Consider the following 12,470-nt stretch of genomic DNA (forward strand, 5'->3'; position numbering starts at 1 on the left):
CCTCAGCCGAGCACCCGGATCAGCACCACCGGCACGGCCGCGAGCGCCACGCCCGCCGCCAGGGTCCGGGAGCCGGCCGGAAAGGCGCCGCCCGGACTCCTCACCTCGTCCGTGGGCGGGGTGAGGACGTGCGCGCGGGCCAGCCACTCGCGCGGCGGGGCGTCGGGGAGGACGACCCGCCAGGGCTGCTCCGGGTCGTACTCGACGACCGCCCTGGACTTGTGCAGCAGTCCCTGGAGGTCGAGGGGGTGGCGGACCTCGACCCGGTACGGGGGCAGGCCGTCGGCCACCACGGTCAGGTCGAAGACGAACACCGAGTTCGCCGCCCGCCCGTCGACAACCGCGCGGCCGTCGGCCCGGTCGACGGCCTTCACACCGTTGACCACGGCGGGCGCGAAGGCGCGCGGGCCGCCGGCCCGCAGCCCGGGGGCGGCCACGCCCGAGGCCGCGCTCTCGGCGACCTTGCCGAACGCCGTCAGGACCAGGGCCGCCACGGGGAGCGCGAGGAACAGCAGCCAGCGGGGGCCGTCCACGGCGCCCTCGACCACCGCGGTGAGGACGAGTGCGGTGCCGAGCGCGGACACCACGCCGAAGAAACCGAAGAACCGGCGCGGGGAGGAGGGGGAGGAGTTCGGCGTGATCATGTGAGACGCAGCAGCTTCCGGCGGGGAAGGACGACCCGGGTGCGGTCCGGGTCGGCGGGACGGTCGGTGTCGTACAGGGCGAGGACGTCCCGCTTGAGGGCGATGCGTTCCACGACGGCCGGGACCTCGTGGCGCCCTCCGTCCTCGTCCTCGAACACCACGGTGACCTCACCGTACTTGCGGCCCACCGACCGCCAGCCCTCCAGCACCGCGGGGGCCGTGCGGCAGCGGCGGGAGAACCGGCGCAGCCCGCCGGTGCGCCGCAGGCTGACGGCCGCGCCCCACCAGGCGGCGAGGCAGCCCGCGCCCGCGACGGACCACAGGAAGGTGAGCCAGGTGGAGACGGAGAAGTCACCGATCGGGAAAAGGATGTGGAAGCTGGTGACGGTGTCCCGCTCGACCAGGCCCTCCGCCAGCGCGTCGTACCAGCCGGCCACGGCCGCGACGGCACAGAGCGCGATCATCGCGCCCGGGGCCGCCCGGTGCAGGTACCGGGCACTGAGCAGGCCGAGTGCGGCGGCGAAGGCGATCCCGAGCATCGGGGACATCGCCGCGAGCTGGTCACTGGCACATTCCCCGGTCAGGTCGCAGGACCACTTCACCCCCACCGCCTCGTGGCTGGAGATGTACCACATCGTCCAGACCTGCCATGTCATCAGCGCGCACGCGATGACGCGCATCGCCTGCGCGTAGACCCTGTGTCGCACCGTCCGCCCTCGTCCTTGCCGTTCGCGGGGTTGTGGATCACCCCGGTGGACCATATACGTGCTGTCCACACCTTGTCCGTGACGCACGCCACCCGGGCGGACGGCGGGTCAGACCGCCCCGGCCAGCGCCTTCGGCACCCAGCGGAGCTGGACGGCCTCCTGGAACATGGCACCGCCCTCGTGCCCGTTGAACGGGTAGACCTCGATCGCCTTCTCCCCCGGGTACGCGTTGTGGGCGGCGAAGACCGTGGAGGGCGGGCAGGTCCGGTCCATCAGTGCGACGGAGAAGAGCGCGGGGGCGCGGCCCCGGACGGCGAAGGACACCCCGTCGAAGTACGACAGGGTGCGCAGGGCGGTCCCCTCCTTGCCCCGGTGCATCCTGAGGTAGCGGACGATCTCGGCGTACGGGTCGGCGTCGGTCAGGGTGACGGCCCGTCGGAAGTGGCAGAGGAAGGGGACGTCGACGGCGATCGCGGCCAGGTCGGGGACGAGCGCGCCGACGGCGAGGGTGATGCCGCCGCCCTGGCTGCCGCCGAGGACGACGGTGCGGGCGGGGTCGGCGAGGGGGTGGGAGCGGGCCGCTTCGACGGCGCGCACGGCGTCGGCGTGGACCCGGCGGTAGTAGTAGGTCTCCGGGTCCTCGATGCCCCGGGTCATGAAGCCCGGGTGGGAGGGGCCGGAGCCGACCGGATCCGGGGTGTCGCCGGCGTTGCCGCCGCTGCCCTGGCCGCGTACGTCCATGACGAAGTGGGCGAAGCCGGCCAGCGGCCACATGCCCCAGCAGTGCGGGAGGCTGCGGCCGCCGTTGTAGCCGTGGAACTGGACGACGAGCGGCAGCGGTCCCTCGGCGTGCGCGGGGGCGTTGAACCAGCCCTTGACCGGGTGGCCGCCGAAGCCGGCGAACGTGACGTCCCAGGTGCGCATGCCGGTCAGTCCGGTCTCGACGGGTTCGAAGGCGACCGCGGGGTCGTGGGCGCGGGTCTCGGCCAGGGTCTTCGCCCAGAAGGCGTCGAAGTCCTCCGGTTCGTCGATCCGCGGCCGGTAGTCGCGGAGTTCGTGGAGCGGCAGGTCGAACAGGGCCATGGGGGCGTTCTCCTCGCGGCGGGGCCGGGCGTGGTGCGGGGTGGCGCGGCGGGGCCGGGCGCTGTCAGGTGCGCCCGGCCCCGCCTGTTCGGGGGAGGGATCAGTCGGTCAGCTGGACGGCCCGCAGGCCGGCGGCGCTCTTGGAGTTGTTGGCGATGGAGCCGCCCCACTCCGTCCAGCCGCGCGCCCGGCCGTCGTCGTCACTGTCGTTGACGACGACGCCGAGTCCGATGGATTCGGTGGGTTTGCCGGCGAGGCCGAGCGAGGCCCACGGCACCGTCACGGTGTAGTGGGTGGTGGTGCCGTCCCGGGTGATCCGCGCGGTGGCGCCCGGCGTGGGGCCGGCGGACTGGCCGGCCGGTGCCCGCCAGGTGTGCACCTGCGCCCTGCCGCCCACGAGCGAGGCGCCGACCTCGACGTACTGCTTGCTGCGGCCCGGCGCCCGGGGGGTGACGGCGAACTGGATGCTGTCGCCCTGCCACATGTTCTCGGCGGTGGTGGCGGGCTGGGCCAGGGCGTTGTCCGTGATCGCGCCCTTGAGCACGAGCCCGGCGTCGGTGTACTGGGGTCGGACGGTGCCGGACAGGTCGGCCGCGCCGTTGTAGCCGCTCCTGTAGTTCACGGTGCCGTGGCCGATGATGTCGATCGGTGCGGTGGTGTCGGTACCGGCCGGCTGGACGGCGCCCCAGCCGTTCCAGGTGCCCACGGCGGTCCTGGTGCCGTCGGGGGTGGTGAGGTGGGCGGCCGTCCAGTAGCGCTTCCACTGCTTCACGTTGCGCGCGTCCACGGTGTACGAGGTGCTGGAGTCGGCTCCGACCCTGATCGGTCCGTCGATGGTGCCCCGGTCCAGGTAGGCGTTGCCCTCGTTCACCTGCCATTCCAGCTTGGTGAGTTCGAGCGGGCCGCGGACGCGGTTGTTGGTGACGGTGATCTTCATCGCCGCGGCGAACGGGGCCGCCTTTCTGACCACCGGGTCGAAGGTGACCTGGGTCGGGGGCAGCACCTCGGTGTCGGCGGTGAGCCGGGCGAGGTTCAGCGGTCCGAGGCCGACCGTGCCGCTGACCGTGCGCGGGCCGGTGAGGGCCGAGGTGGGCAGTTCCACCTTCTGGCGGACGACCTCGCCGGGCTTTGCGGTCACCCGGTACTTCTTCCCGGCGATCCGGAAGTCGTAGCGCACCGGCAGCGGGGTACGGCCCTTGGTGCCGTCCACCCGGAGTTCCGCGTCGACGGTCTCCTCGGTGTTGGAGTGCTGCGGCAGCCCGAGGGAGAACACCGGGCCGGTCACGGCCTCGACCGCGCTCACCGCGCCCTTGACGTACAGCACCTTGCCGTCGATGCCGAGCTGCACCTTGCCGCCGGTCGGCAGGTACGTCTTCTCCTGGCCCATCTGGTCGGTGGTGGTGACCGGGCCGGATGCCCTCAGCTCCACCGTCCTCGGGGTGTCCGCGGTGGTGTACAGGGTCCGGACCGTTTCGCTCCCGGTGCCGAAGCGGTACGAGCGGATCTCGTCGGAACCGGCGTCGTCACGGCCCGCGTAGGCGCGGCCGGCGAGCAGGCGGATCAGGACGCCCTCGGTGACGGCGGAGGGCTTGGGCTGCCAGGCCCTGACATCCGCGGTGGGCCGTTTGAAGGCGCCGAAGTTGTGTTCCTTGTTGGTGACGTCGGTGCCGTCGTTGGTGAGGTCGTACCAGTAGTAGCGGTCGACGCCGGAGGCGAAGGAGAAGATCTGGGCGCGCGGCACGTACGCGGCCTGCTGGGCGGGGGTGACGCCGTCGCTGTGGGTCGGGTAACCGTTCTCGGTGATCCAGAGCGGGAAGTCCTTGCCGCCCGCCGCGTCCAGGTCGGCGCGCACCTGCGGCAGCTTCGCCAGGGCGGTCTCCGGCGGGTTCGGGTAGCCGTAGTGGTGGACGCTGAGCGCGTCCATGTACTTCAGGCCGCCGATCGCGTACAGCCGCTTCAGCCAGTCGGCCTGGAGGCCGGCCAGGCCGCCGCCGACGACGGTGGCGTCGGGGACCTTGGCGTGCACCTTGCCGTAACTGGCCTTGAGCAGCTCGAGGTAGCAGTCGGCGGTGATGCCGCAGGTGCCGTTGTTGAAGCCGGTCGAGTTGTACTCGTTGTAGATCTCGATTTCCTTCGAGGACTGCTGGTACTTCTCCACCGCTGCGGCGGTGAACTTCCCGTAGGCCTCCAGGGCCGTGTCGGACGCCGGGGTGCGGTTGCCGTCGTAATTGGCGTTGCGGTAGCCGGAGATGGGCAGGGCGGTCAGCCCCTGCGACTTGGCGTAGGGGATGTGCTGGTCGGTGGAGTAGGCGCTCCAGGAGTACTCGCCGGGGGTCTTCTCGATGGCGCCCCAGTTGATGTCGGAGCGGATGCCGTGCATGCCCATGAGCTTGACCGCGCGCAGCAGTTTCTGGTCGTCGCCGCCGTTCCACCCGTAGTGGATGCCCGTGCCGAAACGCCGGTCCCGCTGTTCCTTGCCGGTCAGCGCGGTCAGCACGCCGAAGTCGGCGTTGCGGGTGGTGGTGCCGGCGGTCGCGGTGAGCGTGTAGTGGCCGCTGCCGAGGCCGGTGACGTCGACGGTGGCGGTGCCGTCCGAGACCGGTGCGGTGCCCGACGCGACGGTCAGGCCCTGGTGGTCGATGGCCTTCCAGGCCACGGACGCCTGGTCGGAGGCGAGGGTGATCCTCGCCCGGCCCTTGACGAAGAGCAGGTCGGGCGAGGTGACGGTGAGGGTGCCGGCCGCGTGGGCGGCGGGTGCCGTACCGGGCAGGGGCGCCGCCGCCAGCAGGCAGGCCAGCAGGGCCGCCGCGCCGCCCCGGGTTGCGGGCCGCCGGGAACGGCCCCTTACTCTGGCCGGTGCCGCGGGGCCCGGCCGGATCGTGTCGTTCTGTTCCATCGAGGCTTCCTCTCGATTCGATCGGATCGGCGCGGTGCGTCCTCGGGTCTCCCGGGCGGTGGTGTGCTCCGTCGGCTGTACCCCGGCGGAGCACACCGGTCCGTGTGCCGTCGGCGCGCACCGCTGCCGCCGTCGGCCGCGCGGACCGGGTCCGCGCGTGTTCCCGGGTGGAACTCATCCCTTGAGGCCGGTGAAGCCTCCCCCGCCGCGCACGATCTGCCGCTGGAAGATCAGGAACAGCACGACCGGGGGCAGGATGGCGAGCAGCATCCCGGCGATGAGCAGCGACTGTTCCGCCGTTTCCGCGAGGCGCGGCAGCGCGGCGGAGATGGGCTGCTTCTCGGTGTCCGGGATGACGATCAGGGGCCAGAGGAAGTCCTTCCAGGAGTTCATGACCGTCAGCAGGGTCACCACCGCGAGGATCGGCCGGGACATGGGCAGCACGATCCGGCGGAAGACGACGAACGGCCCGGCGCCGTCGACCTTGGCCGCCTCGAAGAGTTCGCGGGGAATGCCGTCGAAGAACTTCATCACGATCAGGACGGTGAAGGCACTGGCCGCGTGCGGCAGCCAGACGCCCCAGGGGCTGTTGGCGAGCGAGATCCCGAGGCCCGGCAGGTCGAGCACGGTGAGGTAGAGCGCCACCAGGGAGATGGAGCCGGGGAGGAAGAGGGTGGCGAGCACCATCCACCGCACGGGCGCGGCCCACTTGGGGCGCAGCACGGACAGCACGTAGCCGCCGGTGGTGGCGATGACGAGGTGGGCGATCACCGAGCCGGTGACCAGGACCACGGTGTTCCAGAGGTACTGGCCGACCTGGAGTTCGTTCCATGCGCGGGAGAGGTTGTCCCACTGCGCGTGGTCCGGCCACAGTGCCAACGGGTGACGCAGCAGTTCCTGGGTCGGCGAGACCGCGGCCTTGAAGGTCCAGTAGAGCGGTGCGGCGCCGAAGGCGAGCAGCAGCAGGAGCGAGAGGGTCTGGACGGAGCCGAGCGAGAGGCGTACGGAGGTCCGCCGCCGGTCGGCGGCGGAGATGAGTCCGCGTCCGTTCTCCTCGGGGCGGTTGCGGCGGCGGGTGCGCAGGGGGGGTTGTACGGCCATCAGTTGCTCCAGCTCCTCGTCGCCCGCAGATAGATCGCCGAGAGCGCGCCGAGCACGAGGGCCAGCATCACGCTGAGCGCGGTCGCGGCGCCGAAGTCGCCGTTCCGGAAGGCGTAGTTGTAGATCAGCATCAGGACGGTGATGGTGGAGTCCTCCGGGCCGCCGTCCGTCATCACGAAGGGTTCGGTGAAGACCTGGAGGGTGCCGATGATCTGGAGCAGGAGCATGATCAGGATGACGCCGCGCAGCGAGGGCAGGGTGATGTGCCGGACGCGGCGCCAGATGCCCGCGGCGTCGATCTCGGCGGCCTCGTACAGCTCGGTGGGTACGGAGCCGAGCGCCGCCAGATAGATGATCACCGTGGACCCGAAGCCCGCCCAGGTGGCTTCCAGGACGATCGACAGCATCGCGGTGTCGGTGGACTGGAGCCAGGGGTACGGGCCGAGGCCCACCTGGGCCAGCAGTTGGTTGAACAGGCCGGCTTCCGGGTCGTAGAACACCTTCCACAACAGCACGGAGACGACCGGGGGGATGGCCACCGGAAGGTAGGCGAGGATGCGGAACAGCGTGCCGCCACGCCGCAGTTCGGCGATGAGCACCGCCAGGAAGAGCGGTACGGGGAAGCCGATCACCAGGGCGAGCACGGCGAACAGCGCGGTGTTACCGACGGCCTTCCACAGCAGCGGGTCGTCCAGCACGTGCCGGAAGTTGTCCAGCCCCACCCAGGTGGCGGGGTCGACCAGATTGGTCTGCTGGAAGCTGAGCCGCACACTCTGGACGATCGGCCACCAGGAGAAGTAGGCGAAGCACAACACCATGGGCAGGCCGAACAGGATGGTGGTGATCCCGCCCTGCCGGACCCAGCGCACGAGGCGTTCCGCCGGACCGCCGCGGTGCGGGGAGGCGGTCCGTGACGGCCCGTCGGCGGTCCGTGGCCGGTCCGCGGCGCGTTGTTCTCCCGTCCGGCCGTCCCGGGTGTCGTTGCCGGTGGCCGCCCCAGGCACTTGCGACCTGCTCATCGTCGTCTCCTCGCCTCTCCTCGTGCTGTGCCGGCTGTCCGACGGGCCGGACCGCCGTCAGTTCTGCGCCCGCTCCACCTGGGACCTGACCTGTGCGGCGGCCTTCTTCAACTGCTCGGCCGGGTCGGCGTCCTCGCGGGTGAGCACGGCCTGGACGGCGGTGTCGAGGGCCTTGTAGACGTTCTGCGCCTCGACGGGCGGCTCGATGGCCAGTTCGTAGTCGCCGAGCGCCTCGGTGTACGGGGCGAAGTGCGCGACCGGCACGTTGGCCTGCTTGTCGACCGCGGCCCGGACCGGGTCCGCGATGGACGGCTTGTAGAACGGGACGGTCGGCGCGCCGATGACGGCTCCGTCCTTCTTCTTGGCCTGCGCGTCCTTCTCCGCGAGGGCGACGTCGTACTTGGTGGAGAGGTAGTAGAAGTCGATGAACTTCGCCGCGGCCTCGCGCTGTTGGGAGGTGGCGCGGGGGCTGATCACCGCGATGGTGCCGCCGGCCAGGGTCCGCCTGCTGCTGCCGTCGGTCGGCATGGCGGCGAGTCCGATGGCGTCCCGGTCACCCTTGTACTGCTGGATGTAGTGACCGATGACGCTGGGTCCGCTGATGGCCATGCCGATCTTCCCGGCGGAGAAGTCCTTCTCCAGGTCGGTCAGGTTGCGCAGTTGGTTCCGGCCCATCGAGTCGTCCGTCCAGCGCATGTCCTTCAGCGTCTTCAGCGCCTTCTCCGCGCCGCTGCCGGGACGGTCGAAGGTGTTGGCCCACTTGCCGTCCTTCTCCGCCTGCATGCTGTCGCCGAAGGAGTACGCCATCGCGGTCAGCATCCAGCCGCCGGTGTTCTCCTTGGTCATCTGGGCATAGCCGGTGGCACCGGTCTTCTCGGAGATCGTCCTGGCCGCCGTGCGGACCTCGGCCCAGGTGGCCGGCGGCTCGTCCGGGTCGAGCCCGGCCTTCTCGAACAGGTCGCGGTTGTAGACCAGACCGAGGGCGTACTCCTCGGTGGGGATGCCGTAGAGCTTGCCGTCCGCGCCCTTCGCGGCCCCGAGCGCGACGTCGTTGAACTCGTCGCTGTGCTTCAGTTTCCCGAAGTCCGCAGTGAGGTCGGCGACCTGCCTGCGCTTGATCAGCCCCGACATCTCGGTCAGCGGCACCCGGACGACGGTCTCCAGACTGCCGCCGCCCACCTTGGTCTGGAAGCTCTGCTGGTCGTACTGGTACTCGTTCGTCCTGATCCTGATCTTGGGATTGGCCTTCTCGAACTCCGCCACCCGCGCCTCGAACGTCTTGAGCGCGGCCGCGTTCGTGGCGGGCGGACGCCCGGAGACGGTGATGGTCACCGTGCCGTCGGCGGCGGTGTCGCTGCCGGAACCGGAACACGAGGCAAGCACGCAGACGAGCGCACCTGCGGTGACGCCCGTCAGGGCGGTGCGCAGGGAGGGTCTCATCGGGACTCCATTCAGGGGCGGACCGGAATCAGCCGGAAAGCGTTTTCCAGCCGGGGTCACCTTGCACCGGCCGATATGGCCGCGTCAATGGGTGAACACCGGTTCGTCCCCGCTCCCCTGACCAGCACCCGGGCGATTTCCGACCGGGAACCCCACATGCACCCCTTGCCGGACCGTTGACGTCGGCCTAGCCTCTGGAAAACGTTTGCCAAGCGTTTCCGGAGATCGTCGGACCGACGATCGCGAGCTGGAGGACTTCCCATGCACCCTGTCTGGTCCGCCGACGCATACGACCGCGTCCTGTTGCGAACGGCTCTCGCCGAGGGCGACCGCTGCTGGGACGCCGGGGCGGGCCTGTTGCAGGTCGAGGCCCCCTACAACCCCATCCACACCCGCATCAAGGGCGGCCCCGCGCACCCCACCCGCAACTCCCTGCAGTACGCCCTGCTCCTGCTGGAACGGGGCGACGAGGGCGACGCCGAGCGCGCCCACGCCGCGATCCTGCGCATCGCGGCCCTCCAGGACCGGTCCGTGGAGAGCCCCACCTACGGCATCTGGGGCTACTACGCCGAGGAGCCGGCGGCGGAGATGGACCCGCCCGACTGGAACTGGGCGGACTTCCTCGGCATCCAGCTGCTGCTCATCCACGCCCGGCACGGCGACCGGCTGCCGCCCTCGGTGCTGGGCGAGGTCCGGGAGTCGATGCGGCACGCGGCGTCGTCGATCGTCCGCCGGAACGTCCCCATGGGGTACACCAACGTCGCCGCGATGGGCACCTTCGTCACGCTCGCCGCCGGTCAGGTCCTCGACGACGAAACGCTGTTCGCGTACGGCAGGGACCGCATGGGGCGGCTGTGCGCGGCGATCGACGGCACCGGCAGCTTCGCCGAGTTCAACAGCCCGTCCTACTGGGGCGTGGTGCTCCAGACGCTGACCCTGATCAGGGAACACGTCCGGGACGAGGAGGTGCGGGAGCTCAACGAGCGGCTGCACGACCGGCTCTGGCTGCACTTCCTCGCCCGCTGGCACCCGCCGACCCGTCAGCTCTCCGGCCCCATGGCCCGCTGCTACAGCAACGACCTGGGGGTGCCGCCCGCCCTGGCGAAGGCGGTCGGGGGGCTGCTCGGTGCGCCCGAACCCCGCCCGGTCCGGGGCGAGATGACCACCGGGGTGGACTCCTGCGTGGACTACCGGATGCCGGACTGGGTCCTGCCCCGGCTGACGGAACTGGAGGGCGGGCACGAGCACCGGGAGCTGTTCACCGCCGGCCCGGCCCCGGAGACCGGCACCACCTGGCTCGATCCGGTCACCACCCTGGGCAGCATCAACCACCAGGACACCTGGCTGCAGCGCCGGCCGCTGTTCGGCCACTGGGTGCGCCCGGACGGGACCGCCGGTCATCTGCACGTCCATCTGGTGAAGGACGACGGGGCGGAGGACTTCGACTTCGCCTCGGGCGTGCTCTCCACCGTACAGAGCGGCCCGCACGTGGCCTGGCTGGCGGGGTTCGCCTGCCCGGCCGGCGACCGGCACCACCACCTCGACATGATCGGGCCGGGCGACCGGTTCCGGGTGCGGTCGCTGCGCCTGGTGGTGGACGCGATCGGCGCGCCGCCCCTCGCGGGGGTGACGGCGGTCGACGGCGGCGTCGAACTCGACCTGGGAACGGCCCGGCTGGACTTCCGGACGGCCGGGGGCGCCTTCGCGGGGCGCACTCCGACGACCCGGCTGGTCCCGCGCGCCGACGGGGTGCGGATCGAGGTGGTGCTCCTCGAGAGCGACACCCCGGTCGAGCTGGACTGGGCGCAGGTGGGTGACGCCTTCGCGGCGGGGACCCTGTCCCTGGTGCCGTCCGGCGCCGCACGGAACACCGGGCCGGTCCCCGAGGTGGCCGTGGCCGGTGACTGCGCCGAGGTGCGCTGGACGACCCCGCGGGGTCACCGGCTCGTGGTGCGCGGCGGCCGGTCCGTGGTCTCCCGCGAGGAACACGCCGCGCTGCACTCCGCGACGCTGGACGGCGCCCCGCCGCCCTCCCCCCGCCTCTCGGACTCCCGTCTGACGCCCTGACATGTGGTGCGGAGGGGGCGGACGTTTCCCTTTCCCCTCCCCTTCGCACGACATCCCGCCGGGACGCTTTTCCCCGCCCCGCGCCGACGCCCCGCCCCGTGCGCCAGCGCCCAGCCCCGCCCCGCGCGCCGACGCCCCGCGCGAACCGGCCGCGGACCGGCGCCCGCAACAGACCCTGCTGCGGCAGGACGCCTCGCCGTCCGGGCTGCGCCATGGGGCGCGGCCCGGTTCTCCCCCTCAGCTGCGTCCGCCCTCCAGGCGCCGGGAGACCGCGCGCAGCCAGGGGTGGCGTTCGTGGAGCTGTGCCGAGCGCCGGTCGAGCTCCTTGCCCAGCCGTTCCGTGCGCTTGTCGATGTCGAGTTCGTCCAGGATGCGGTCGACCTCGGCGAGCAGGGCGCCGTGCAGCTGCCACTGCCGGGGATGTTCCTGGACGTCCTCCAGGAGCAGGTCGGCCACCCGGTCCCTGGTCTCGCGGCTGACGGCGAGCGCCTGGGCCAGCCGGTCCTCCGCCTCCTCGGCGTTCTCCGCGACCGAAGCGGTGATCAGCTCCGAGAAGCTCTCGACGGCACCGGCCATCTGCCCGAACAGTTCCGTCAGAGCCTCGGCCACGTCGGCGGGGAACAGCGCCTCCTCGGTACGGGCCTTGGCCAGGTCGGTCAGGGTCCGGGAGAGCACCCGCAGCACCACGGCGCAGATCTCCAGGGTGTCCAGGCCGGTGCGCAGCACGACCCGGTGCAGCAGCCCCTGTCTCACGCGCGGGTTGAGGGTGAGGCTGTCCTCGGCCTGCCGCAGCGAGGCGTCGACCTCCACGATGTCGTGGTCGAGGCGGCGGGCCGCATGGAGCCGCTCGGCCGCCTGCTCGACGGAGACGTGCCCGCTCACCTCCTCGCCCATCGCCCGGAACATCCCGCCCATCTCACGGGCCAGGCCGTCGATGGAGGCACCCGCCGGCTGCACCCACACCGGAGGGGCCAGGAGCAGATTGAACAGCAGCCCGACGCCCGCCCCGATCAGGGTTTCCAGCACCCGGTCCCAGGCGGTCGAGGCGACCTGCGAGACGCCCAGCACGAGCATCGCGCTGATCGCCACCTCGGGCACGAACTCGCCGACCCGCACCAGCCGCCCGATGATCAGCGAAACGAAGATCGTCAGGCCGAGGCTCCACCAGTTGAGGCCCACCAGCGAGCTGAGCCCACTGGCGATGAGCACTCCCACCACGACGGAGTTCACCCTGCGGATGCCCGTGGTGAGGGTCGCGTAGAGGGTGACCTGCACGACGAGGAGGGCGGTGAGCGGGGCGGTGAGCGGCGCCGGGTGCGGAAGGGCCCATACCGCCACGACGTAGGCGATGACGGAGGCCGCGGTGGAACGCAGGGTCTGCGCTGCGGCGGGCTCGGTCGTGCGCCGGACGAGCTCGATCACGGGTGCGGATACTCGTGCCATCCCCTTCCCCTGCCCGCCCGTGCGCCACGGAAGCACCCGGGCCCGGCGAGACCCACCGTACGGGCGTACG

At 71.5% G+C, this 12,470-nt stretch carries 9 protein-coding genes; 1 reads left to right on the forward strand and 8 read right to left on the reverse strand.

Translation table 11 applies throughout. From position 1 onward, the window contains the following. Positions 1-2 precede the first annotated feature (2 nt). From OCT49_RS02455 to OCT49_RS02485, 7 genes are all read right to left on the reverse strand, one after another. Positions 3-644: a hypothetical protein gene (locus OCT49_RS02455; protein ID WP_283850240.1), complete on the reverse strand. Its 642-nt coding sequence runs from the start codon at positions 642-644 to the stop codon at positions 3-5. Continuing rightward, complete coding sequence (locus tag OCT49_RS02460) at positions 641-1,351, reverse strand: hypothetical protein (protein ID WP_283850241.1); 711 nt, start codon at positions 1,349-1,351, stop codon at positions 641-643. The genes OCT49_RS02455 and OCT49_RS02460 overlap by 4 nt, the downstream gene beginning before the upstream one ends. A gap of 108 nt (positions 1,352-1,459) precedes the next feature. Then, complete coding sequence (locus OCT49_RS02465; RefSeq protein ID WP_283850242.1) at positions 1,460-2,434, reverse strand: acetylxylan esterase; 975 nt, start codon at positions 2,432-2,434, stop codon at positions 1,460-1,462. A gap of 100 nt (positions 2,435-2,534) precedes the next feature. After that, complete coding sequence (locus OCT49_RS02470) at positions 2,535-5,330, reverse strand: hypothetical protein (RefSeq protein ID WP_283850243.1); 2,796 nt, start codon at positions 5,328-5,330, stop codon at positions 2,535-2,537. Between the two features lie 174 nt (positions 5,331-5,504). Beyond that, the gene (locus OCT49_RS02475) at positions 5,505-6,431 is read right to left on the reverse strand and encodes a carbohydrate ABC transporter permease (RefSeq protein ID WP_283850244.1); all 927 of its coding nucleotides are present in this window, start codon (positions 6,429-6,431) and stop codon (positions 5,505-5,507) included. Beyond that, positions 6,431-7,450, reverse strand: coding sequence for a carbohydrate ABC transporter permease (locus OCT49_RS02480; RefSeq protein ID WP_283850245.1), 1,020 nt, complete (start codon positions 7,448-7,450; stop codon positions 6,431-6,433). The genes OCT49_RS02475 and OCT49_RS02480 overlap by 1 nt, the downstream gene beginning before the upstream one ends. 57 nt (positions 7,451-7,507) lie before the next feature. Beyond that, a complete protein-coding gene (locus OCT49_RS02485) occupies positions 7,508-8,890 on the reverse strand; it encodes an extracellular solute-binding protein (protein ID WP_283850246.1) in 1,383 nt (460 codons plus the stop codon). Positions 8,891-9,151: 261 nt separating this feature from the next. Between OCT49_RS02485 and OCT49_RS02490 the strand changes: the two genes are divergently transcribed. Beyond that, positions 9,152-10,957 (forward strand): DUF8769 domain-containing protein, encoded by a 1,806-nt coding sequence (locus OCT49_RS02490; protein WP_283850247.1) that lies wholly within the window; start codon positions 9,152-9,154, stop codon positions 10,955-10,957. A gap of 237 nt (positions 10,958-11,194) precedes the next feature. Here OCT49_RS02490 and OCT49_RS02495 read toward each other — a convergent pair whose 3' ends face one another. Further along, positions 11,195-12,400, reverse strand: coding sequence for an FUSC family protein (locus OCT49_RS02495; RefSeq protein ID WP_283850248.1), 1,206 nt, complete (start codon positions 12,398-12,400; stop codon positions 11,195-11,197). Between the last annotated feature and the right edge of the window lie 70 nt (positions 12,401-12,470).

The sequence above is a fragment of the Streptomyces sp. ML-6 genome (assembly GCF_030116705.1).
Lineage (GTDB): Bacteria > Actinomycetota > Actinomycetes > Streptomycetales > Streptomycetaceae > Streptomyces.